This window comes from Paraburkholderia sp. GAS448, from assembly GCF_050435685.1.
GTDB lineage: Bacteria > Pseudomonadota > Gammaproteobacteria > Burkholderiales > Burkholderiaceae > Paraburkholderia.
In genome coordinates this window covers 108,355-130,500 of the sequence record NZ_JBNDKT010000019.1, presented here as the reverse complement: position 1 = coordinate 130,500, position 22,146 = coordinate 108,355, and the positions used below count along the sequence as shown (strand labels likewise).

Here is a 22,146-nt window from a genome sequence, read left to right as displayed (position 1 = left end):
TCGGCGTTCAGCGAGCGGCGGCAGCGGTGCCGCGAGTCGGCGCGCCGAGCGCGCGCAACGTTTCTTTCACGGTCGAGACCCGCACCGCGAGATCGGGCGTACGCGTTTCGATGCGCAGCTTGTCCTGACCCGCGAGCTTGATGTGCTTGTGCTTCTGCACCATCTCGATGATACGCATCGCATCGACGGGAGGATTCGGGATGAATTGCAACCCGATGACCGCTTCACCCGCATCGATCTTCGAAATGCCGAGCGGTTTCGCCGCCAGCCGCAGACGGTGGGTTTCGATCAGCGCATGCGCCTGCGGCGGCAGCTTGCCGAAGCGGTCGATCAGTTCTTCCTGAATGCCGTCGATCGTATCGTTGTGCTCGCAGTTGGCGAGCCGCTTGTAGAGCGACAGCCGCTCCTGAACGTCGCCGCAGTAGTCGGCGGGCAGGATGGCGGGCGCGTGCAGATTGATCTCCGTCGTTGCGGCGAGCGGCGCGTTGAGGTCCGGTTCCCTGCCTTCCTTGAGCGCTTTCACTGCATCGTTGAGCATGTCGGTGTACAGCTGGAAGCCGATCTCATGAATCTCGCCCGACTGCTTGTCGCCGAGCACTTCGCCCGTGCCGCGAATCTCGAGGTCGTGCATCGCCAGATAAAAGCCCGCGCCGAGTTCTTCCATCTGCTGGATGGCTTCGAGGCGGCGTTGTGCCTGCTTCGTGAGTCCCTGAGGATCATGCACGAGCAGATACGAATACGCCTGGTGATGCGAACGCCCGACGCGGCCGCGCAACTGATGCAGCTGCGCAAGACCGAACTTGTCCGAACGATGGATCAGGATCGTGTTGGCGCTCGGCACGTCGATGCCGGTCTCGATGATCGTCGTGCACAGCAGGACATTGGCGCGTTGCGCGACGAAATCGCGCATCACGCGTTCGAGTTCGCGCTCGTGCATCTGTCCGTGAGCGACGGAGATACGCGCTTCCGGCACCAGCGCTTCGAGCATCGCGCGACGATTGTCGATTGTCTCGACTTCGTTGTGCAGGAAGTACACCTGGCCGCCGCGCTTCAGCTCGCGCAGCATGGCTTCGCGGATCACGCTGTCTTCCTCGCGTCGCACGAAGGTCTTGATCGCAAGCCGCTTCTGTGGCGCCGTCGCGATTACCGAGAAATCGCGCAGGCCTTCGAGCGCCATGCCGAGCGTGCGCGGAATCGGCGTGGCCGTTAGGGTGAGGACGTCCACTTCGGCGCGCAATGCCTTCAACGCTTCCTTCTGACGTACGCCAAAGCGGTGTTCTTCATCGATGATCACGAGGCCGAGCCGCTTGAACTGCACATCCGATGAGAGCAGCTTGTGCGTGCCGATCACGATATCGACGGAGCCGTCGTTGATCTGGTGGATCGCGGCGTTGACCTCTTTGGTCGACTTGAAGCGCGACAGTTCTGCAATGCGCACGGGCCAGTCGGAGAAGCGGTCGGTGAAGGTCTGTGTGTGCTGCTCGGCGAGCAGTGTGGTTGGCGACAGCAGCGCGACCTGCTTGCCGCCCATCACCGCGATGAACGCGGCACGCAACGCGACTTCGGTCTTGCCGAAGCCGACGTCGCCGCAGACCAGCCGGTCCATCGGCTTGCCGCTCGTCATGTCGCCGATCACCGCGGCGATGGCCGCGGCCTGGTCCGGCGTTTCCTCGAAGCCGAAACTCTCAGCGAATTTCACGTAGTCGCGCGGTTCGAGCGCGAACGCGTGACCTTCGCGCGCGGCGCGGCGCGCGTACAGGTTCAGCAGCTCGGCGGCAGTATCGCGGATCTGCTGCGCAGCCTTGCGCTTGGCTTTTTCCCACTGGCCCGAGCCGAGCGAGTGCAGCGGCGCGCTTTCCGGATCGGCGCCGCTGTAGCGCGAGATCACGTGCAGTTGCGCGACCGGCACGTACAGTTTGCTGTCGCTGGCGTATTCGAGGTGCAGGAATTCGGTCTCGCCTTCGCCAAGGTCCATCGTCACGAGACCCATATAGCGGCCGATGCCGTGCTGCGAATGCACCACCGGATCGCCGAGCTTGAGCTCGGACAGGTCGCGCACCATCGAATCGACGTTGCTCGCCTGTTCCTGCCGGCGTCTGCCGGCGCGGCGGGCAAGCGGGCCGTAGAGTTCGGTTTCGGTGATGATCGCGATCTGTTCGCCCGGTATCGCGAAGCCATTCGATAACGGCGCGACACCGAGCGCGAAGCGCTCGTCGGAGAGCAGCCAGTCGTGATAGCTGTCTGTGGCTGGGGACCGCAGATGGTTGTCCACCAGCAACTGCGCGATCGTTTCGCGGCGGCCGGCCGATTCGGTGGCAAACAGCACGCGATTCGGCGTTTTTTCCAGATACGCGCGCAATGCAGCGATCGGGTCTTCCGCGTGGCGGTCGATGGCGAGATCCGGCAGCGAGGTCGCCCAGCCGCCGGCATTCGCCGGCAACACGAGGCGCGCGAACGGCTTGGCGAGCGTGAAGAAGTCTTCATCCGACAGGAACAGGCGCTGCGGCTCGAGAATCGGCCGGTCGCGGTCGTGCGACAGAAAGCTGTGGCGCTGCTTCGTGTCGTTGGTGAAGCGCTTGATCGCGGCGTCCAGATCGCCGACGAACGCCAGTTGCGAACGCTCGGGCAGATAGTGGAAAAGCGTCGCCGTGTCGTCGAAGAAGAGCGGCAGGTAGTATTCGATCCCCGCCGACGGCACGCCGTTGCCGATGTCCTTGTAAATCGATGCGCGGCTCGGATCGCCCTCGAACACCTCGCGCCAGCGGCTGCGAAAGGCGGTGCGCGCGGCTTCGTCGAACGGGAACTCGCGGCCGGGCAGGAGACGCACGTCGCGCACCGGGTAGAGGCTGCGCTGCGTGTCGGGATCGAAGGCGCGGATCGAGTCGACCTGATCGTCGAAGAGGTCGATCCGGTAAGGCAGCGGCGAGCCCATCGGAAACAGGTCGATCAGCGAGCCACGCACGCAGTATTCGCCCGGCCGCACGACCTGGCTCACGTGCTCGTAGCCCGCCAGCGTCAACTGCGACTTCAGCCTGGCTTCGTCGAGCCGTTCGCCCTGGGTGAACGAAAACGTATAGGCGGCGAGGAATGACGCCGGCGGCATCCGGTACAGCGCCGTGGTAGCCGGCACGAGCAGGATGTCGCAGCGGCCCTCGCCGAGATCGTGCAGCGTCGCGAGGCGCTCGGACACCAGATCCTGGTGCGGCGAGAACGTGTCGTACGGCAGCGTTTCCCAGTCGGGCAAGAGGCGCACGCGCGCAGCGGGCGCGAAGAACGCGATCTCCTGCGACAGCCGCTGCGCGTCCACCGCGCTCTCACAGACAACCGCCAGCAGCGGCACCTGCTCGCGGTAGGCGAGATGGTAGCGGGCGATCAGGAGCGCATCGGACGAGCCATGCGTGCCGTCGAAGGCAAAACGCTGGCCGGCCTTGACGAGCGCGACGGGCGGAGTGGACTGCGTTGAAGCGGCGATATCTGGCATAAAAAGAGAGGCAGCCGTAGGGGCGCGTGAGCGGCAAGTTTACGCGTGTCCCGACGTGGACGCGAAGGACCTATTATAAAATCCGTCCTTCACTTTGACTTTCGCGGCGTCCGCCCCTGTGACTTCCCGTCTTTTTGCCCTGATCCCGTGTGCTGGCACCGGCAGCCGTTCTGGCGCCGTGATGCCCAAGCAGTATCGCGCTGTCGCCGGCCGCGACCTCCTTCATTACACGCTTGCCGCCTTCGACGCCTGCAGCGAATTCGCCCAGACGCTCGTGGTGATCGCCCCCGACGACCAGCATTTCGACGCCCGCCGCTTCGCCGGCCTGCGTTTCGCGGTGCGCCGGTGCGGCGGGGTGTCTCGCCAGGCTTCGGTGCTGAATGGTCTGCACGCGCTGGCCGAATTCGGCGCACATGATGACGACTGGGTGCTGGTCCACGATGCGGCCCGCCCGGGCATCACGCCGGCGCTGATCCGCTCGCTGATCGGCACGCTGAAGGACGATCCGGTGGGCGGCATCATCGCGTTGCCGGTCGCGGATACGCTCAAGCGTATTGCGCCGGAGAGCGGCGGCCGCATTGCCCGCACCGAAGCCCGCGATGGTCTGTGGCAGGCGCAGACGCCGCAGATGTTTCGCATCGGCATGCTGCGTGAGGCGATCCTGCGCGCGCAGGCGGACGGCCACGATCTGACCGACGAAGCCAGCGCAATCGAGTGGCTCGGTCACGCGCCGCGGCTCGTGCAGGGCAGCCTGCGCAACTTCAAGGTGACGTATCCGGAGGACTTCGAGCTGGCCGATGCGATTCTCAGCCGGCCAGCGGCTTCGTGAATGAGCCTCGCCAGAGATTGACGAACGGATTAACGAGCGCGCTTCAAACCAGTTTCAACCCACACTAGCGGACATTAGATGATGGATTTCAGGATCGGGCAGGGTTACGACGTGCATGCGCTGGTACCGGGACGGCCATTGATCATCGGCGGCGTGACGGTGCCTTATGACCGCGGGCTGCTTGGCCATTCGGATGCGGATGTGCTGCTGCATGCGATCACGGACGCGCTCTTCGGCGCGGCGGCGATGGGCGATATCGGGCGTCACTTTCCCGACACGGACAAGCAGTTTGCCGGCGCGAATTCCCGCGTGCTGCTGCGCGAATGCGCAAAGCGGGTTGCCGAGGCCGGCTTTGCGATCGGCAACGTCGATAGCACCGTGATTGCCCAGGCGCCGAAGCTCGCGCCCGACATCGATGCGATGCGCGCGAATATCGCCGAAGACCTGAAGTTGCCGCTGGATCGGGTGAACGTGAAGGCGAAGACCAACGAAAAGCTCGGGTATCTGGGGCGAGGCGAGGGCATCGAGGCGCAGGCAGCCGTGCTGCTCACCCGTGCCTGATTGCTGAATCGCCGGTGCGCCGCGGGCCGGCCACTGGCCGGCGCCGTCAGCGCGACAAAATAAAATCGCCACGCGGGACGAATCGCGTGGCGTTTTTATTTGCGGCGGCGTTTTGCAGGCCGCTGCGCATCGGCCTTCGAATCGGCTTACTTGCCTTCGGCCGAAATCACCAGCGCCGCCGCGTTGACCACGGCCGCAATGCGGCCAACGTCGCGCAATTGGGTCGAACTCATGCCTTCAGCGATCAGCGTATCGGCATGCGACTTCACGCAGAAGTGGCACTTGCCGATGATCGATGCCGCGAGCGCATACATTTCGAAACGACGCTTGTCGACGCCGCCGTGCGACGCATAAGCGTTCATCCGCAAACCTGCCGGCTGCGTCTTCAGATCCGCGTTGTCGGCCATCTCGAGATACGGATACCAGACGTTGTTCATGCCCATCAGCGCGGCTGCGGTCAGCGCGCCTTGGGTTTCTTCCGGCGACAGCACGCCCGACTTGCGGATCGCATCGACAATCAGCGGGCTCTTTGCGGCAAAGGCGGCGGCCAGCGCCACGCCGACGGCATCGGTGCCTTCGAGCGACGAACGTGCGATCGTGCCGTCCAGGTTTAAACGAATGTCTTTGGCGTAGTCGGGAACGAGTTCTTTAATCGCAGACAAGAATTCCATTGATATCTCCTATCAGATTGCCGATAAAAAAAGCCCGCCGGCTCTTTCAAGCTTAGCGGGCTTTTGACTGCAACGCTTACAGCGTCGCGCCGCCGACTGCACGGTTGCACGGGCACAGTTCGTCCGTTTGCAGACCGTCGAGAATACGCAGCACTTCTTCCGGGTTACGGCCGACGTTCAGGTTGTTCACCGAAACGTGCTGGATCGTGTTTTCCGGATCGACGATGAACGTCGCGCGCAGTGCAACGCCAGCTTCCTTGTCGCGCACGCCGAGCTGGTCGATCAGTTCGCCCTTCACGTCGCCGAACGAGTAGTGGTTCAGCTTGTTCAGGTCCTTGTGCTCACGACGCCATGCGAGCTTGACGAATTCGTTGTCGACGCTGCCGCCGAGCAGAACTGCATCACGCTCTGCGAAGTCTTTGGTCAGCTTGCCGAATTCGACGATTTCCGTCGGGCACACGAACGTGAAGTCCTTCGGGTAGAAATAGATGATTTTCCACTTGCCCGGGAACGACTGTTCGGTGATTTCTTCGAACGCCGACTGGCCGTTTTCTTCATGGTTGTTGAAGCCCGGCTTCGCAGCGGTGACGGTGAAAGCTTCGAGTTTATCGCCCACGGTTTTCATGCGGATACTCCTGTATGAGTTGAGAAAACAACCTGTTCAAGCTACCTGCGCTGTAACGGATACGTTACATGAGGGTTAACTATAACTCTATTGATCAATCAAGACAATAGTTTTTGACTAATATACCGAATAGTTTTTATTCAACGCTTCGATAGTTAACACCATGGATGGGCACGGTCTGGAATGCAGCAGAGCGCTCGCGAAAAAGCGGTGAGGCTTTCATGAGACGCCTGTCGCGCGGCTTCAGACGCCCTTGGCGAGCGGGAACTCGATCGTCACTTCGAGGCCCGGCCCCGGCGTGCGATTGCGCAGCCGCAGGGAACCCCGATAGCGGCCCACGAGCCGCAGCACGATCGCCATCCCGAGGCCAGTGCCGTTGGCCTGGCTGCGGGCGGCATTCACACGATAGAAGGGTCGTGTGACAAGCGCGAGCTGGTCTTCGGGAATTCCGGGGCCTTCGTCGACCACGGACAGCTCCACGCGCGAATGCGAGACCCGCGTTTCGATCACGACGCGTGGAATGCCGTCGTCATCGCTCAGGCCGTACTTGCGCGCGTTTTCCATCAGGTTGCCGACGACACGGCGCATGTCCGTCTCGTCTGCCTCGATGACCGCCGACGGCGCGAGCCGTGTGACGAGGCGCATGCCGTCCTCGCTCGCCATGCGCGCCGCCAGCTCTCCTGCGATCACGGAAAGGTCGACGGGCTCCGGCATGCGCTGCACCGGACGCGCGTAGTCGAGGAAGCGGCCGATGATCATGTCCATCTGCTCGATGTCGTCGATCATCGCGTCCTTGGTGGTCTGATCCGACGGGCTCATTTCGGTTTCGAGCCGCAGACGCGCGAGCGGCGTGCGCAGGTCGTGCGAGATGCCGGCCAGCATCAGCGCGCGATCGGCTTCCAGTTGCTCGAGGTCGGTCACCATCTGGTTAAAGCTGCGATTGGTTTCCGCGGCCACGCCCATGCCGCGCTCAGGCAAAGGCTCGGGCGACTGCCCTGAGCCTACCTTGCGCGCCGCCATCGCGAGCCGCGCAAACGGCCGGTTCACCAGACTCGTAATGAACGCCGCGCCGAACAGCGACAACGCAAGGGCAAAGATGCCCCAGCCGGCCCACTGCAGACCGGTGACGTTGTCGAGCTGATCGCGATCGAGCGCGACCCAGTAGTCGTCGTCGTCGATCTTGAAGCTGATCCAGACACCGGGAATGTCGTTGACACTCTGCGCGATCACTGTGTCGTCGCCGAGGCGCCCGCGGATGTCATGCTCGATCAGCCGGTTGAGCGATTCGTCGGGTTGCAGGCGGTACTTGTCGGTGGTTTCGCGCGGGTACACGCGCACCCCTTCATTGCTCTCCAGATCCTGCAGCAGTGCGCGCCGCAGGTCGGGATCGGAATAAAGGAGGGCGGTGCGCGTGAGCTTCACGACGGCGACGAGTTGCAACGCCACGCGCTGCGCGCGCGGCTCGCGTTCGATCACCCGGAAGCTCTGGAACCACGCGGCGAGACTGACTGCGATCAGGAGCGCGATCAGCAGGAATGTGCGCCAGAATAGGCCACCGAACGCGAGCGTCAGGAGGCGCCGGTCGATCCGCATGGGCCCTTCTCGTCAAGAAACAGAAACAACGTCAGCAGAAACAACCTCAGGCTGCGCCGTCAGGAATGAACACGTAACCGAGGCCCCACACCGTCTGGATGAAACGCGGGCTGCCCGGATCGGGTTCGATCAGTTTGCGCAGACGCGAGATCTGCACGTCGAGGCTGCGGTCGAACACTTCGTATTCGCGGCCGCGCGCGAGCTCCATCAGCTTTTCACGCGAGAGCGGCTGGCGTGGGTGCCGCGCGAATACCTTGAGCACGGAAAACTCGCCAGTGGTCAGCGGGATTTCCTGGCCGGCCTTCGTCAGCGTGCGGGTAGCGAGATTCAAGGCGAACTCGCCGAACTCGAATACCTCGGTGGTTTCCGACGGCGCACCAGGCAACTCGGACGGCGTCTGCCGACGCAGCACCGCGTGAATGCGTGCGACCAGCTCGCGCGGATTGAACGGCTTTGGCAGGTAGTCGTCAGCGCCCATTTCCAGGCCGACGATGCGGTCGACGTCCTCACCCTTCGCCGTCAGCATGATGATGGGCGTGCGGTCGTTGCTGCCGCGCAGACGCCGGCAGATCGAAAGGCCGTCCTCACCGGGCAGCATCAGGTCGAGCACGAGCAGATCGAATCGCTCGCGGACCCACAGCTTGTTCATTGACGGCGCGTTTTCGGCGACATACACGTTGAAGCCCTGTTCGCCCAGATAGCGGCGCAGCAGATCGCGCAGACGCGGATCGTCATCGACAACGAGGATTTTCGAAGGGTTTTTGGTTTCCATGGTCGGCATCTTAACGCGATTACAAAGAGGTACATCTTCGCACCAATTATCGGGTTACAGTCAGTTACAAAATTTACCCCGCCTGTGGCGCCACGTAAAGCATGCGCGCTTAGACTCCTTTACTGTTTGCGGCTGTTCGGTAGATACTTCACATGACAATAAACTCTCGCACCCGGTCCTGGCCGGGGTCTGCATACGCATTTGAGGTACCGGTTGCCGCACCAAGAAGGGAACAAGATGAAGGGAGGGGTTTGGCCGAATGTGCGCTTGAGCGTCATTACGCTGGCAGTTGCCGGCACGCTCACAGGCACACTGGGCTCGACGCTCGCCTGCGCCCAGCCTTCGGCAGACCGGATGGCAACCCCACGCTCGTCCTCGCATAACGGAAAGCCCCCGCGTCAACCGCGCGCAAACGTCGACCAGCCTGCGTCCGACCTCATGATGCGCACCGCGGTGCCGCCCGACCTCGATCAGCGGCGCCGCGACGGTCACATGACGCCGGAGGAGCGGCGCCTTCTGCGCCAGCATATCGAAGACGCCGTGCGCGAACTCTACAAGCGCTAGTCGGGTGTTTATATTCGACGTATCGGTTGCGTGCGTTCCTGCTTTTTGCCTGCACGAAAGATTTCGTAGCAATTCCATCGTCAACTGACCCGACCGGCCTGCCGTTGAGCAGCGAGGACAGGTACACGGCTTATTCGCGCAAGCTCTTCACGGGCGAAGTCACGTTCACCGACGACAGGCTTACAGGCTATGAACACCCTTCTGACGCTTACGCGCGGTACGTCGGCGCTAATCTGTGCGACGGCCGTTGCGTTCACCGTGCCGGCCCTGGCTGCGCAGGACAGTGTGCCGCACGGGTCGCGTCCAAAGCATCACAAGGATCACAAGGATCACCGGGCCGCATCGGCCGTGAGCGACGAAGAGCAGGCTATTCTCGACGCCAGCGAAGCGCGCTTTTTTCTCACCCGCACCGGTTTTGCACCCGATAGCAGCGAGGTCGCGGCGTACGTCGGCCTCACGCGGCAGCAGGCCGTCGACAGGGTGCTGGCTTCAGTGCGCACCGAAGCGTTGACGCCGCTGCCGGCATGGGTGTCAGAGCCGCTGCCGACCCGCGCCGAGCGCAAGGCATGGACGCCCGACCAGCGACGCGACGACCAGCGCCTGCATCGCGAACGTTACGAGGAACTGCGTGCGTGGTGGGTCCGCGAGATGTTGAATACGCCGTCGCCGCTCACTGAACGCATGACGCTTTTCTGGACCAACCATTTCACGTCCGGCCAGGACAAGGTTGAGTTCCCGCAGAATATTGCGAGGCAGAACGCGCTGCTCAGGCGCGAGGCAGTCGGCCACTTTGGCGACATGCTGCATGACGTCGCGAAAGACCCGGCGATGCTGCTGTATCTCGACGGCGCAAGCAATCGCAAGGGCAAGCCCAACGAGAACTTCGCGCGCGAGGTGATGGAACTGTTCACGCTGGGCGAGGGCCATTATTCCCAGCAGGACGTGTCGGAGGCGGCGCGCGCTTACACCGGATGGAGCCTCGATCCCGATACGCAAGCCTATGTCTTTCGGCCGAACCTGCACGACGACGGTATCAAGACTGTCCTCGGCCAGACCGGCGCGTTCGACGGCGATCAGGTGCTCGACATCCTGCTCGCCCGCCCGGAGACGGCCACGTTCATCACCACGGAACTGTGGCGCGAGTTCGTGTCCGACACACCCGACGAAGTCCAGATCGCTCCAGTCGCGGAGCGGTTTCGAGCCAGCCGTTACGACATCAAGGTTGCCCTGCGCGGCCTGTTCCTTTCCGATGCTTTCTGGAGCGACGGCAACCGCGGGGTGCTGGTGAAATCGCCGGCGGAGTTCGTGGTCGGCACGTTACGCGCATTTGATATTGGCTACGACAACACCGCACCGTTCGCGGGTGTGTTCCGCAATCTCGGCGAGAACCTCTTTTATCCGCCGAATGTGAAGGGCTGGCCGGGCGGCCCCACGTGGATCAACAGCTCGACGCTGCTTGCCCGCAAGCAGTTTGTCGAGCAATTATTTCGCGCCACTGAAACCACTGGCCCGCAGCGGATGCAAAATGGCATGGCGCAGAACATGAATGCCAACGCGCCGGTGCAGCGCGCGATGGCGCGTGTGGGCCAGGGCGGCGTGCGCTTCGATATCGACAGATGGCTCGCGCGCTACAACACGACGCCGGATGCGAAGCCGGGTCTATCGATCGAACTGCAGTTGCAGCACGCGGTGTTGCCGCTCGCGCCGGTCGATGCTATCGAGACGGATTCCACCGGGAGCGCGTATCTTGAAGCGTTGTTGATGGACCCCGCCTACCAGCTGAAATAAGAGTCGGTGCACGAGACAGGCGGCATGCCTCCAGCAGACGAACGAGGTGCAGCATGAAGCGACGCGATTTCCTTTCGATGACGGCAGCAGCCGGCGCCTCGCTGTGGTTGCCGGCGGCGTTTGCCGCGCAGACGGGCATGCTCGCGGACGGCGGCGCATCGCCCGCTGGCGGCTATGGCAACCTGCTGGTCCTCGTCGAGTTGAAGGGCGGCAACGACGGTCTGAATACCGTCATTCCGTACGCCGATCCCGCTTACTATCAACTGCGCAAGAACATCGGCATCAAACGCGAGCAGGCGATCCAGCTTGACGAACGGACGGCATTGCATCCCGCGCTCCAGCCGTTGATGCCGCTCTGGCAGGCTCGGCAACTGGCGATCGTGCAGGGCGTCAGCTATCCGCAGCCGAATCTGTCGCATTTTCGTTCGATCGAGATCTGGGACACCGCGTCGCGGTCGGACCAGTATCTGCGCGAAGGATGGCTGTCGCGCGCGTTTGCGCTACGGCCGGTGCCGGCCGGTTTCGCGGCCGATGGCGTGGTGATCGGCAGCGCGGAAATGGGCCCCCTCGCGAATGGCGCGCGGGCGATCGCGCTCGTCAATCCGGCCCAGTTCGTCCGGGCGTCGCGGCTCGCGACGCCTGTCTCGCTGCATGAGCGCAACCCCGAACTCGCGCATATTCTCGACGTCGAGAATGACATCGTGAAAGCAGCCGACCGGCTGCGGCCGCGGCAGGGTCAGGTTCCGCTGAAGACCCCATTCCCTCAGGGCGCGTTCGGGGCGTCGATCAAAACCGCGATGCAGGTCCTGGCCGCCGGCGACACGGCGCAGGGGCAACCTGTCACGGGCCAGGGCGTTGCGGTGATCCGGCTCACCCTCAACGGATTCGACACGCACCAGAATCAGCCTGGCCAGCAGGCTGCGTTGCTCAAACAGCTGGCGGAAGGATTGGTGGCGATGAAGTCGGCGCTGATGGAACTGGGACGCTGGGACAGCACGCTCGTGATGACCTACGCGGAGTTCGGCCGGCGTCCGCGCGAGAATCAGAGCAACGGTACGGATCACGGCACGGTCGCCCCGCACTTCGCGATGGGCGGGCGGGTGCGGGGTGGACTGTACGGCGTGCCGCCGGTCCTCGCGCAACTCGATGGCAACGGCAACCTGCCGGTCGGCATCGACTTCCGGCAACTGTACGCGACGGTGCTTGGGTCCTGGTGGGGTCTCGATGCTGCGAACGTGCTGCAGCAACGATTCGAGCCGCTGCCGTTGCTGCGCGCATAGCGTCATCCGGTGCGCGGTGTGATCAGCGTTTGCGCGCGGCCCGCCAGGCAACCCACAATTTGCGGATCGGCGTCAGTGTGATTCGCTGATGCAGAACGTGGTAGTCATCCCTTTCGATTTCGTCCAGCACCGCGAGTGCGAGCGCGGCCTGCGCGCGAAGCGTGCGCTGCGTGGCGCGCTCGGCGTCCGGAATCGCGGCGAGCGCGCCGTGCAGCGAGTCCCGTGCGCGGCCGGTCTGGAAGCGCATCAATTCGGTGAACGCGTCGGTGTATTTGCGGTTGATCAGATCCGCGGCGGTGACGTTGAAGCGCTGCATCTCGTCGATCGGAATATAGATGCGCCCGTGGCGCGCATCGTCGCCGATTTCTTCGACGAACTGCGCAAGCATCAAGGCGTTGCCGAGCGGTACGGCCCAGCCCGACGCCTGTGAAGGGTCGCGTGCCGTTGCCCGCGCGACCAGCGCGGCAAACGCGCCGCCGACGCTCTCGACATAGCGTCGGAGATTTGGATAGTCGAGATAGCGGGCCTGATCGAGGTCCATTTCGAAGCCGGAGAGCAGCGCCTGCAGGGAGGCGTATTCGGAGGCGGTGCTGGGCAGATGCGCCGCGAGCGCTTTCGATACCGGATGAGACGCCTCGCCGGCTGCCAGCGCTGCGGTTTCCTTTTGCCACCATGCGAGCTTGGTGCGGCCGACGGTCGGATCGCTGGTTTCCTTGACTGTTTCCTCGAACTCCCGCCGCAGGGCGAAGAGGGCGGTCAGGAGCGGCTGGCGGGCGGCCGGCGCCTGCCTGAGTGCGTAGTAGGTGCTCGAGCCGGGTGGCGCTGCCTTCTGCTGGCAATAGTCGTCGAAATTCACTGGATTGGGGGTGAGGGGAGTGGATGCAGACGGCGCGCACCGGGTCGGGCGGCCAGTCAAAAATTGTAGCATCGCGATACGTCAGGCGGGGGCAGACAAGCCGTGGGCAATCGGTTAGAATCTCGCGCTTACGCTTTCGGACGGCAGTCGGCGGCCGATGGCGAGACAGAAAATCGGGCAGGGTGCGCAACGCATTTTGCCTGGCTGCGTAGTGCTTACCGGCGCTTACCCGTGGCTACCCGTCGGTATGGACGGGTTGCACGAATCAATGCGCGCAATGATGCACATCGCAGCGGCATGCACCGCAAGCGATATCGCGACGGTCATGCCAGACTACGTATAAAGTCGATGCCGGTACGGCGACGACGCGTGAGTGGCGAAATTGGTAGACGCACCAGGTTTAGGTCCTGACGCCAGCAATGGCGTGCCGGTTCGAGTCCGGCCTCACGCACCATCCAACATTCCGGAGTGTTCCGGAAAATTCCGGAAACCCGCGACAGCACAAGGCTTCGCGGGTTTTTTCATTCCGGGATGTTTCGGGAAAGTCCGTGGACAGCCGGTGATATCGGGTGGTATTTTTGGTGGTATCGGCTCGATTTTCGGCCTTTCAGCCCGGAGATACCACCATGCCGCTCACCGATACGCAGATCAGGAACGCCCGCTACAACCCGGACGGCACAGGCAACCGCCTGTCCGACGGCGGCAGAATGTATCTGCAGCTCGACAAGTCCGGGGCGAAGTACTGGCGGATGAACTACCGTTTCGCCGGGAAGGACAAGACGTTGGCGCTCGGCGTCTACCCGGACGTGTCGCTGGCGGCGGCACGCAAGAAGCGCGACGAGGCGCGCGAGAAGCTCGCGGCGGGCATCGATCCGGGCGCGGCGAAGAAGGCGGACAAGCGCGCCGCCCGGCTCGCTGCAGCGAATTCGTTCGAGGCGGTAGCGCTGGCCTGGATGGATGAGCGCCAGGCGTCGGTCGAGCCCGCTCAGTACGAAAAGACGATGGCGCGGTTCAAGAATGACGTGTTCCCATGGGTCGGCAAGCGGCCCATCGCCGAGATCGACGCGCCGGAGTTGCTCACGCTGCTCAAGCGCATCGACGGCCGCGGTGCGCGCTACACCGCCCACCGGGTGCGTGCCGAACTGAGTCAGGCTTTTCGCTACGGCGTCAAGGAAGGCTACTGCAAGGTTGATCCGGCGCGCGATCTGCTCGGTGCCATTCCGCCAACCCGTGCTACTCATTTCGCGTCGATCACAGAGCCGCTCAAGGTGGGCGAGATGCTGCGCGCGTTCGACGGGTTCGGCGGCACGTTCACGGTGCTCTGTGCGCTCAAGCTCGCGCCGATGCTGTTCGTGCGGCCGGGGGAACTGCGGCAGGCAGAGTGGGCACAGTTCCACCTGGACAAAGGGGAGTGGCGCTATCTCGTCACCAAGACAAGGACAGAGCATCTTGTGCCACTCGCGACGCAGGCAGTGGTAATCCTGCGACAGCTACACGCTCTAACGGGCAACGGCCGCTATGTGTTCCCCGGTGCGCGCGACCGAAACCGACCGATGAGTAATGCGGCGATCAACGCCGCGCTGCGGCGGCTCGGCTATGACACGCGCACCGAAATCACCGGCCACGGATTCCGGGCCATGGCTCGCACGATTCTGCATGAGGAAATGGAGCAGAAGCCGGAGGTGATTGAACATCAATTGGCTCATGCGGTACCCGACAACTTGGGCGCGGCGTACAACCGAACGAAGTTCATCAAGGAACGACGCACGATGATGCAGAAGTGGGCCGACTATCTGGATAGGCTCAAGGTGGGAGCGGAAGTCATTCCCATCGAGACCGCGAGCACTGCTACATAACAGAGGTATCGGCGCATTCGGCGAGCGGGGTCAACAACTGCCATCCGCACTTTTCGGAGATGATCCAGGCCGTCACGCGCGGTGTGCTGGCTGCAGGTGGTTTGCAGATCGAGTTTCCGACGATCTCGCCGGGTGAGACGTTCCTGAGCCCACGAGCCTGAAGTTTTGCGACCTTGTGTCGATGGGCATCGAGGAAGTGGTACGGGCGCATTCGATGGATTCGGTCGTCTTGCTCGGCGGATGCGATAAGACCGTTCCGGCTCGGTCGATGGGGGCAGCGTCGGCCGACATTCCCGTCATTCGGCTTCGTCGCCAGGCCGATGCCGACGGGCCGCAATAAGGCGAGCGTCTGGGGAACTCGGATTGTCGCCGCTTCCGGGCAAATTCCGCGCGACGAAATCGATGCTCAGGATATCAATGCCTTGCGCCGCCTTACATCGACGGAACGTTCGCTGTGTTGAATATGGCATCGATCTCAACCGAGTGAAGGAGGTGGGGGAAACGACGTCTGTATTCGTTAATCCGAAGCCAACCGGCGAACATTACATGCAGGATCTATATGCCGCTGGGCTACGGCATCGACGAAAGGCGTGCTGCAGCGGAGACGCAACGTCGGCGAAGGATAGGAGCGATTTGTCTATGGATTGACTCGACTGGTGGCAGAATACAAGTCCCGTATCAGGCGATTGGGTAACGGCGAACAGCGCTTACGGGAAGGAGGTTGTATGGTTTTCGACCACCAGCAGTTGGAAACCTTTGCCGTCGTGGTTGAGTTGCGGCATTTTGGCCGTGCGGCCAGCGCGCTGAATTCAATGCGGATTCGTTGGCAACCTGGTTTGAACCTGTCGCCTGTGCCATTGCGAAGGATGAGTTCGTGCTCGAACTGATCGTCGACGACCAGGATCACACGTTGCCCATATTGGCTCGGGGGGAGGCAATGGGGTGTGTTTCGACGGAAAGTAGTGCTCCGATTGGATTCGTTGCCGAACCCATCGGTGCGATGGAATACGAATGCGTAGCCCATCCGGCGTTTGCCCGGATGCATTTTGCTCAGGGGCTCACCTTGCGCGATATCCTGGCGGTGCCTGCCGTCCTGTTTAATCGTAAGGATGGTTTGCATGCACTGTATTCGAGCGCTTGCTGGGTTTCTCAGTGAGCGGCTATGCCACGCATTATTTCCCGTCGCCGGCGGCTTTGCTTGCGGCGATTCAGTCCGAGGTCGGTTATGGTCTCGTGCCCTCCATACAGGCACGGGCACTGATAGATTCCGGGAATCTGATCTCTTTGGCGCCGCATCACAAGATACCTGTCGATCTGTACTGGCATCATTGGGAGACCGCACCACCCAATGCGACGGCGATCAGCGAATTGGTGATGAGCCATGCTCGCTGGAGCTTGATTCAGTTGTCTGCTGTGCCGCCCGCCCGGGGGGGAAGATGCAGCCACGGAATGAGCACGGGCCGCATGGAATGCGTTGATCGTTCCGGGCCGCGTGATGTCGCAGGCATGTGGTGGTGAAGCACTGCTGCCAGCCCAAGTGCGATTGGCAGCGAGATAAGTACAGTCGACGCTTCCGGTAGCGCAACCATGCCCGCCCACCGTAGCAGATAGAGGGCTATTGCCACCGCAGATCCGGCTGCCATTGAGGTGTTGGCGATCGTGTCAGACACACGTACGCGTAGCAGCCTGAGACCCAGCAGCGGGCCGACTGCTGCAAGACAGACCATGTTGAGGTCGACCATCATGTCGACAAGACTTTGGCCACGCGTTGCCACGAGGCAACTGAGCACGACTGGGAAGATTCGCGACCAGATTGATTGCCAAGCGCATCGCGGTCCAACTGTGGTGAGTGCATCAGACATTGCGCGAAGAATAGCGCATCCGGCGCCGAGGGCCGATGCAACCAGCACTGCGATGATGAAATTCGGACTAATTTGGTGCGACAAGGCGTGCATGAGCAGCATCGGAACGACCTGTACAGAATCGGTCACGTTGTTCAATTGCCAGAACGAACGGGTGGCGATAACGGTAGAAGCAGGTAAGAATCCGACGGCGAACACAACTCCTGCCGCAAGCAGGCAGCCGGTACGCGCTGTGGCCGGCCTATCTGCTGCGAGGACGAATTGCTGGTAGTCGGCGCCGCAGATGACCATGGCGACTACTGAGGTCATGGTGAGTCCCTCGCGGCCAAGCGCGGTCTGCCGCAGGGCATTGGCAAACAGTACCGGGGCATGCAGCCAGATGCCGAGCCCTCCAGTCTCGAACAGCACGTAGGCGAGAATGACACCGCACCCTAGCATGCAGATGGCCAATCCTGCAGAAAGCCAGGAGAGTCGAACAATGGATAGGCCGATCAGGACGCCACTGATTAGTGGGAGCGTGGCCGTGCTGGGTAAGCCTGTCAGGGCAAGCACTGCCAATCCCCCGCGAATCTGTGCAGCGAGCGCGCCGGTCATCCAGATGAGGGACAGCAGCGCCACGCTGCGGCTGACCGATGGGCCGTAGAGCTGATCGAACCAGCTCCAGATGGATCGTTCACGGGTCCACCTGTGGTCTTGGGCAGGCATCCTACAAACCTAAACAGAAGGCGTCATTCGCCCGCGCAGTCAGTCGGACGTTCAGCCGTCTGCTCCGGTCGGCGAAACGGACATTCGACTACCGGGGAATCAATCCGCCCCGGGCACCATCACGCGAGTCTGTACGGCTCTGCAAGGAACCACCGCCAAGGCAACCGGCAGAATATCGCTCGTTCGCCGGTTACGGCCTCACCTGTGCCAAAGCTTTTGGCTTCGACTGGGATATCCTTCACGAGTCGGCGGGAGCAACGATCAGATCACAACCCGCGATCGGTATCCAGCCATTCCGATAGGAGCTGGGCAATAGACGAAGGAAACCTCTCATCTTGACAACCCATCCCCTAACGACGTGCAGACCGGGATGGCAGCTTCTTGGCGTAAACTCCTCCCATATGCCGCAAATCTTCGGCTCACAACGACGCCGTCCAGACCAAAAGGAGCGCATTAGGTCCTGGTCGGCGATCTGACCATCGGAATCGGAGCAGAATGCCAAAAACCAAACACAGCGAGCCTGACGTTGCGAAAGCGGAACACCATCGCACCGCGATCGGTCAGGCGCAACGCGCAAAGACGCGTGCATGGATCATTCAATGTGCAATCCATGTTTTTGCCGAACACGGCCCGGACGCCCCGGTCATCGACGATTTCGCCAAGGCCGCCGGCGTAGCTCGCAGCACCTTCTATACCTACTTTCAGACCACGCGCGAATTGCTAGATGCCGCCGTGGCGACCCTTTCCGACGACGTTATTTCATCGATCGCGCCATTGGTGGCAGGAGAGTCCGACCCGATCATCCGCCTCGCTACCGGTGCCTGGATGTACTACCGCAAGGCCATCGTGGATCCGGTGTTCGGCGCCTTCCTCGGGTCGGTATCCAGCATCGGCCCGCTCGGCGCCGAGCACGCACGCGCGGACCTGCGCGCGGCCATCGAACAGGGCGAGATCACTATCCATGACATCGACCTTGCCGAATCCATCGCGCTCGGCATCATGGTTTTCGCTCTCAGGACCCCTCATGCCAGCGATCATGCCAAGGAGCGCGCAATCACCGTGATCTCAGCCACACTCGCCGCGCTCGGGGCTTCCCCGCCCCGTATTCGGAAAGCCCTGCGCAAGATCGAACAACTGGACCTTGGCGCGCGCTAATCCGCCTCAGGACATACCCTACATTGACACTTTTATCATTGACACTTTTGTCGTCGATAAATACATTAGGCCATCGCGTCGCCGCGCATGGCCTTCCGGCCGTTCCGCGCGGGCAATCCATCCGATGGGCGCAAATGAAACGACGGAGAGTATTCGATGGCGGAGACACAGTTTGCCGGAGGCCGTACCGAAACCGGTGCGGCTTGGCGTATCCATTACCAGGTCCGGGGCAGCGGTCCTGACGTGATCCTGTTGCACGGCGGCGGTCCGGGCGCAACGGGCGCAAGCAACTACAGCCGCAACATTGAGACACTGGCGCGTCATTTCCGTTGCTGGGTCATCGATTTCCCGGGCTGGGGGCAGAGCTCCAAAAATCTGCAGGAGTTTGGCGGCCCCGGGCCGTTCCATAACGGAGGGCGCGCCGTTCTCGCCTTCATGGATGCTGTCGGCATCGAGTGCGCACACCTGATCGGCAACTCATTCGGCGGCTCGTCCGCGCTCTGCGCAGCGATGGACCAACCGGAGCGCTTTGACCGTCTCGTCCTGATGGGGCCGGGCGGTGGAGTGGTCTCCGGAGCGACCGGTCCGACGGACGGCATCGAGCAACTGCTCACCTATTACCTTGGCGAGGGCCCCAGCGTCGACAAGCTCCGTCAGTTTCTCGGCAATCTGGTGTATGACACCAGCGTCCTCACGCCGGAGCTGGTCCAGGCCCGTTTCGATGCGAGCAACGATCCGGAGATTCGCGCGAATCCTCCCTTGACCCGTCCGCCGGGCGGCCCCGGAAAAGAGACGTTCATCAGCCTAGATCCGCGTCTGGCCACACTCGAACACCGCACCCTGTTTATCTGGGGGCTGCAGGACAAGGTCAACCCGGTAGCCGGCATGGAGCCGTTTACCAAGATGCCGGACGCCGATTTCGTGTTGCTTGCCAAATGCGGCCACTGGGCGCAATGGGAGCATGCCGAGCGCTTCAATGCACTCGTTACCCAGTTTCTTTCCTGATTAAAATTTTTAACAGGCGCTTAGTACTGCCAAGGACAATTCATGAATCATCTTATTCAGGAGCTCGGCTATCTCGGCTTCGAGGTGTCGGACATACTCCGCTGGGAGGCATTCGCCGTGGCCGACCTTGGTCTCGAGGTACTCGCCGGTACGCCCCAGGTCGATGGCAAGGCCAACCGCCTGCTGCGCATGGACGACAAGGCTTACCGCTTCATCCTGACCGAAGGTCCGGCCGATGACTACGCGTTTGCCGGATGGCGCGTGGCCGATGAGGTTGCCGTGCGCGCATTCGGCGAGGACCTGACTGCACTTGGCCTGTCGTGGACTATCGGTACAGAGGCCGAACTTGCGCTGCGCCAAGTCAAGAGCATGATCCATTTCTGTGATCCGGCCGGTAACCGTCACGAAGTTTATTGTGGTCACCCCGCCGCCAGCACGCCGTTCACCTCAAAGCTCGTGCCGTCCGGCTTTGTGACCGCTGGCGGTGGACTTGGGCATGTCGTATTCGAAGCCAACGAATATCCCGAAATGCTCCGCTTTGCTCGGGATGTGCTTGGTTTACGCCTGAGCGACTACATCGACATGCACGTCGCTCCGCAAGTGACGATCGAGGTCGCATTCTTCCATGCCAACGAACGTCACCACTCGTTTGCAGTCGCCCCACGCCCACCGGTGCCGGGACCGCACAAACGGATCCACCATTTCATGCTCGAGGCCCGTTCCATGCGGGAAGTCGGCTTCGCACGAGATCGCTTCCTGAAAGATGGTCTTGCGGTAGTCATGGACATCGGTCAGCACCCGAATGACCAGATGATCTCGTTCTACGGCAAAACGCCTTCGGGCTTCCACGTGGAATTTGGCTACGGCGGCGTATTTGTGGAAGACGCCACCTGGCAATCGTGCCGCTATGACGGCATCAGCGAATGGGGCCACCGGCCTGCCGCGCCGCTGGCCGTGAGTCACCCGGCGGAGGTGGCGTGATGAGTACCATGCAGACCTTCGATGCCGATGTTGTGATCATCGGATACGGCCCGAGCGGCGTGGCTGCGGCCAATGCGCTGGGCGCCTATGGCGTCAGGACAATCGCGATCGAGCGAGACCGCGACATCTATCCGCGCGCGCGCGCCGTCACGGTCAACGACTGGACCATGCGACTATTCCAGTCGGTCGGCCTCGACGATGAACTGAGCCGCAATATGGACCCGACCCGGGCGCTGCGCTGGATAACCTATGACGGCCATGAGCTGACACATATGGAGTTTCCGCCGTCCACGCTGGGCCATCCGCGCTCCTACGCCATCTATCAGCCGGTGATGGAAGAAATCCTGCGACGCGGTGTGCAACGCTTCCAGGACCATGTGACGGTGCGCTTCGGTGAAGAAGTGGTCGATATCGCTCAGAACGAAACCGGCGTCACCGTCACGTCCCGCGACAAGGACAGCGGCGTCGAGCATCGTATCCGCGCATGCTATGCGCTGGCCTGCGACGGCGGTTCGAGCGCTACGCGCGAACACCTCGGCGTGAAGCTGCTCGGCGAGACCGTGGAAACGCGTTGGGTCGTGATCGACGGGCGCGTAAGACGCTGGTGGCCGCACCGCAACATTCTCACGTTCTGGTCGGACAAGAAACGTCCGGTTGTCGATATCGCGCTCGCGCTCGGCAACCATCGCTGGGAATTCCCGCTCGAGCCGCATGAGACCGACGCCGACTTCTCGACGCACGAGCAACTGTGGAAGCTACTCAACTCGCTCGGCGTGACCGACAAGGAAGTCGAGATTCACCAGCACGCGTTCTACAAGCACCACGTGCGCCATGCGGAAACCTGGCGCGTAGGTCGCGTGTTCCTGCTTGGCGATGCCGCGCACCTGATGCCGCCGTGGGCGGGCCAGGGCATGCAGTCCGGCATCCGCGATGCGTTCAACCTGAGCTGGAAGCTGCGCGAGGTACTGGCCGGCCGCCTGCCCGAAAGCCTGCTCGACACCTATGAAATTGAACGCGCGCCGCACGTCGCCGAGATGACGGCGATCGCGGTGGAAATGGGACGCATCATCAAGCAGCAGCTGAGCGAGGAAGAAGTGAAGGCGCTTGCGGCACCGCCGCCGTCCGACCAGCCACCATCCGAGCCGCCGCTGCTCAGGCCGCCCGTGCTCCGTGCCGGCTGGGTGCGCGGCCCGCTCGACGAAGGCAGCATCGTCGGCAAGATGGTCCCGCAACCGCGCGTGGCCGGTGCGAACGGCAAGCTCTGCATGCTTGACGATCAGCTCGGCAACGGCTTCGTGCTACTTGGCAGCGAGGTCGATCCGGAAGCCGTGCTGTCCGCCACTGACCGGCAGGCATGGGCAAACCTCGGAGCGCGCTTCCTGACGCTGCGTTCGGCTGAATCACGGGGCGTGAAGACAACCGACATCATCGATCTCGACGGTTCGCTGATCGAATGGATGCGTGAATTCAAGGCCAAGGTCATCGCAATCCGTCCGGATCGCTTTGTTGCCGCTGCGGATGGCTTCGGCCTAAGCATGCCCATTTAGAACGTCTAGTTGGTA

20 protein-coding genes and 1 tRNA gene are annotated in these 22,146 nt (G+C 62.4%); 14 read left to right on the top strand and 7 right to left on the bottom strand.

What is annotated here, in order from left to right:
• Positions 1-7 precede the first annotated feature (7 nt).
• Positions 8-3,481, bottom strand: a complete 3,474-nt coding sequence (gene mfd / locus P3T23_RS29290; RefSeq protein ID WP_429319582.1) for a transcription-repair coupling factor — start codon at positions 3,479-3,481, stop codon at positions 8-10.
• Positions 3,482-3,599: 118 nt separating this feature from the next.
• Here mfd and ispD point away from each other — a divergent pair, with 118 nt between their 5' ends.
• Together ispD and ispF are read left to right on the top strand one after the other, a co-directional pair.
• Positions 3,600-4,310: a 2-C-methyl-D-erythritol 4-phosphate cytidylyltransferase gene (ispD, locus tag P3T23_RS29285; RefSeq protein WP_429319581.1), complete on the top strand. Its 711-nt coding sequence runs from the start codon at positions 3,600-3,602 to the stop codon at positions 4,308-4,310.
• An 81-nt stretch (positions 4,311-4,391) separates the two neighbouring features.
• Positions 4,392-4,871: a 2-C-methyl-D-erythritol 2,4-cyclodiphosphate synthase gene (ispF, locus tag P3T23_RS29280; protein WP_429319608.1), complete on the top strand. Its 480-nt coding sequence runs from the start codon at positions 4,392-4,394 to the stop codon at positions 4,869-4,871.
• A 146-nt stretch (positions 4,872-5,017) separates the two neighbouring features.
• Here ispF and P3T23_RS29275 read toward each other — a convergent pair whose 3' ends face one another.
• From P3T23_RS29275 to ompR, 4 genes are all read right to left on the bottom strand, one after another.
• The gene (locus tag P3T23_RS29275; protein WP_429319580.1) at positions 5,018-5,542 is read right to left on the bottom strand and encodes a carboxymuconolactone decarboxylase family protein; all 525 of its coding nucleotides are present in this window, start codon (positions 5,540-5,542) and stop codon (positions 5,018-5,020) included.
• Between the two features lie 76 nt (positions 5,543-5,618).
• Positions 5,619-6,167: a peroxiredoxin gene (locus P3T23_RS29270; RefSeq protein ID WP_429319579.1), complete on the bottom strand. Its 549-nt coding sequence runs from the start codon at positions 6,165-6,167 to the stop codon at positions 5,619-5,621.
• Positions 6,168-6,410: 243 nt separating this feature from the next.
• Positions 6,411-7,760, bottom strand: coding sequence for an ATP-binding protein (locus P3T23_RS29265; protein ID WP_429319578.1), 1,350 nt, complete (start codon positions 7,758-7,760; stop codon positions 6,411-6,413).
• A gap of 46 nt (positions 7,761-7,806) precedes the next feature.
• Positions 7,807-8,541 (bottom strand): two-component system response regulator OmpR, encoded by a 735-nt coding sequence (gene ompR / locus P3T23_RS29260; protein ID WP_429319577.1) that lies wholly within the window; start codon positions 8,539-8,541, stop codon positions 7,807-7,809.
• 228 nt (positions 8,542-8,769) lie between these two features.
• On the opposite strand from ompR, the gene P3T23_RS29255 reads away from it, so the two are divergent.
• The 3 genes from P3T23_RS29255 (at position 8,770) to P3T23_RS29245 (ending at position 12,164) form a co-directional block, all read left to right on the top strand.
• Complete coding sequence (locus tag P3T23_RS29255; protein ID WP_429319576.1) at positions 8,770-9,096, top strand: hypothetical protein; 327 nt, start codon at positions 8,770-8,772, stop codon at positions 9,094-9,096.
• A gap of 189 nt (positions 9,097-9,285) precedes the next feature.
• A complete protein-coding gene (locus P3T23_RS29250) occupies positions 9,286-10,884 on the top strand; it encodes a DUF1800 domain-containing protein (RefSeq protein ID WP_429319575.1) in 1,599 nt (532 codons plus the stop codon).
• Between the two features lie 53 nt (positions 10,885-10,937).
• Positions 10,938-12,164 (top strand): DUF1501 domain-containing protein, encoded by a 1,227-nt coding sequence (locus P3T23_RS29245; RefSeq protein WP_429319574.1) that lies wholly within the window; start codon positions 10,938-10,940, stop codon positions 12,162-12,164.
• A gap of 22 nt (positions 12,165-12,186) precedes the next feature.
• Here P3T23_RS29245 and P3T23_RS29240 read toward each other — a convergent pair whose 3' ends face one another.
• Positions 12,187-13,020 (bottom strand): squalene/phytoene synthase family protein, encoded by an 834-nt coding sequence (locus P3T23_RS29240; protein ID WP_429319607.1) that lies wholly within the window; start codon positions 13,018-13,020, stop codon positions 12,187-12,189.
• Between the two features lie 367 nt (positions 13,021-13,387).
• Between P3T23_RS29240 and P3T23_RS29235 the strand changes: the two genes are divergently transcribed.
• From P3T23_RS29235 to P3T23_RS29215, 5 genes are all read left to right on the top strand, one after another.
• Positions 13,388-13,474 (top strand) — tRNA-Leu (locus P3T23_RS29235).
• A 172-nt stretch (positions 13,475-13,646) separates the two neighbouring features.
• The gene (locus tag P3T23_RS29230; protein ID WP_429319573.1) at positions 13,647-14,876 is read left to right on the top strand and encodes a tyrosine-type recombinase/integrase; all 1,230 of its coding nucleotides are present in this window, start codon (positions 13,647-13,649) and stop codon (positions 14,874-14,876) included.
• 181 nt (positions 14,877-15,057) lie between these two features.
• The gene (locus P3T23_RS29225; protein WP_429319572.1) at positions 15,058-15,216 is read left to right on the top strand and encodes a dihydroxy-acid dehydratase; all 159 of its coding nucleotides are present in this window, start codon (positions 15,058-15,060) and stop codon (positions 15,214-15,216) included.
• A 385-nt stretch (positions 15,217-15,601) separates the two neighbouring features.
• The gene (locus tag P3T23_RS29220) at positions 15,602-15,763 is read left to right on the top strand and encodes a hypothetical protein (protein WP_429319571.1); all 162 of its coding nucleotides are present in this window, start codon (positions 15,602-15,604) and stop codon (positions 15,761-15,763) included.
• The gene (locus tag P3T23_RS29215; protein ID WP_429319570.1) at positions 15,751-16,032 is read left to right on the top strand and encodes a hypothetical protein; all 282 of its coding nucleotides are present in this window, start codon (positions 15,751-15,753) and stop codon (positions 16,030-16,032) included. The genes P3T23_RS29220 and P3T23_RS29215 overlap by 13 nt, the downstream gene beginning before the upstream one ends.
• Positions 16,033-16,276: 244 nt before the next feature.
• Here P3T23_RS29215 and P3T23_RS29210 read toward each other — a convergent pair whose 3' ends face one another.
• Positions 16,277-17,443: a hypothetical protein gene (locus tag P3T23_RS29210; RefSeq protein WP_429319569.1), complete on the bottom strand. Its 1,167-nt coding sequence runs from the start codon at positions 17,441-17,443 to the stop codon at positions 16,277-16,279.
• A 495-nt stretch (positions 17,444-17,938) separates the two neighbouring features.
• Between P3T23_RS29210 and P3T23_RS29205 the strand changes: the two genes are divergently transcribed.
• The 4 genes from P3T23_RS29205 to P3T23_RS29190 all read left to right on the top strand — a co-directional run bounded on the left by P3T23_RS29205 (position 17,939) and on the right by P3T23_RS29190 (position 22,131).
• Positions 17,939-18,598 (top strand): TetR/AcrR family transcriptional regulator, encoded by a 660-nt coding sequence (locus P3T23_RS29205; RefSeq protein WP_429319568.1) that lies wholly within the window; start codon positions 17,939-17,941, stop codon positions 18,596-18,598.
• 156 nt (positions 18,599-18,754) lie between these two features.
• Positions 18,755-19,603, top strand: a complete 849-nt coding sequence (locus P3T23_RS29200; RefSeq protein WP_429319567.1) for an alpha/beta fold hydrolase — start codon at positions 18,755-18,757, stop codon at positions 19,601-19,603.
• 42 nt (positions 19,604-19,645) lie between these two features.
• The gene (locus P3T23_RS29195; protein WP_429319566.1) at positions 19,646-20,584 is read left to right on the top strand and encodes a VOC family protein; all 939 of its coding nucleotides are present in this window, start codon (positions 19,646-19,648) and stop codon (positions 20,582-20,584) included.
• Positions 20,584-22,131 carry a bifunctional 3-(3-hydroxy-phenyl)propionate/3-hydroxycinnamic acid hydroxylase gene (locus P3T23_RS29190; protein ID WP_429319565.1) on the top strand — a complete coding sequence of 516 codons (1,548 nt, stop codon included), beginning with the start codon at positions 20,584-20,586 and terminating at the stop codon, positions 22,129-22,131. Before P3T23_RS29195 ends, P3T23_RS29190 begins: the two co-directional genes overlap by 1 nt.
• Positions 22,132-22,146 lie beyond the last annotated feature (15 nt).

What these genes read in the sequence shown, in the direction of transcription:
- ispF (WP_429319608.1), top strand. Translation starts at nt 4,392, where the DNA reads ATGGATTTCAGGATCGGGCAGGGTTACGACGTGCATGCGCTGGTACCG.
- P3T23_RS29205 (WP_429319568.1), top strand. Translation starts at nt 17,939, where the DNA reads ATGCCAAAAACCAAACACAGCGAGCCTGACGTTGCGAAAGCGGAACAC.
- P3T23_RS29245 (WP_429319574.1), top strand. Translation starts at nt 10,938, where the DNA reads ATGAAGCGACGCGATTTCCTTTCGATGACGGCAGCAGCCGGCGCCTCG.
- ompR (WP_429319577.1), bottom strand. Translation starts at nt 8,541, where the DNA reads ATGCCGACCATGGAAACCAAAAACCCTTCGAAAATCCTCGTTGTCGAT.
- P3T23_RS29225 (WP_429319572.1), top strand. Translation starts at nt 15,058, where the DNA reads ATGGGCATCGAGGAAGTGGTACGGGCGCATTCGATGGATTCGGTCGTC.
- P3T23_RS29230 (WP_429319573.1), top strand. Translation starts at nt 13,647, where the DNA reads ATGCCGCTCACCGATACGCAGATCAGGAACGCCCGCTACAACCCGGAC.
- P3T23_RS29270 (WP_429319579.1), bottom strand. Translation starts at nt 6,167, where the DNA reads ATGAAAACCGTGGGCGATAAACTCGAAGCTTTCACCGTCACCGCTGCG.
- P3T23_RS29220 (WP_429319571.1), top strand. Translation starts at nt 15,602, where the DNA reads ATGGTTTTCGACCACCAGCAGTTGGAAACCTTTGCCGTCGTGGTTGAG.
- P3T23_RS29275 (WP_429319580.1), bottom strand. Translation starts at nt 5,542, where the DNA reads ATGGAATTCTTGTCTGCGATTAAAGAACTCGTTCCCGACTACGCCAAA.
- P3T23_RS29250 (WP_429319575.1), top strand. Translation starts at nt 9,286, where the DNA reads ATGAACACCCTTCTGACGCTTACGCGCGGTACGTCGGCGCTAATCTGT.
- P3T23_RS29200 (WP_429319567.1), top strand. Translation starts at nt 18,755, where the DNA reads ATGGCGGAGACACAGTTTGCCGGAGGCCGTACCGAAACCGGTGCGGCT.
- mfd (WP_429319582.1), bottom strand. Translation starts at nt 3,481, where the DNA reads ATGCCAGATATCGCCGCTTCAACGCAGTCCACTCCGCCCGTCGCGCTC.
- P3T23_RS29255 (WP_429319576.1), top strand. Translation starts at nt 8,770, where the DNA reads ATGAAGGGAGGGGTTTGGCCGAATGTGCGCTTGAGCGTCATTACGCTG.
- P3T23_RS29210 (WP_429319569.1), bottom strand. Translation starts at nt 17,443, where the DNA reads ATGCCTGCCCAAGACCACAGGTGGACCCGTGAACGATCCATCTGGAGC.
- P3T23_RS29190 (WP_429319565.1), top strand. Translation starts at nt 20,584, where the DNA reads ATGAGTACCATGCAGACCTTCGATGCCGATGTTGTGATCATCGGATAC.
- P3T23_RS29195 (WP_429319566.1), top strand. Translation starts at nt 19,646, where the DNA reads ATGAATCATCTTATTCAGGAGCTCGGCTATCTCGGCTTCGAGGTGTCG.
- P3T23_RS29265 (WP_429319578.1), bottom strand. Translation starts at nt 7,760, where the DNA reads ATGCGGATCGACCGGCGCCTCCTGACGCTCGCGTTCGGTGGCCTATTC.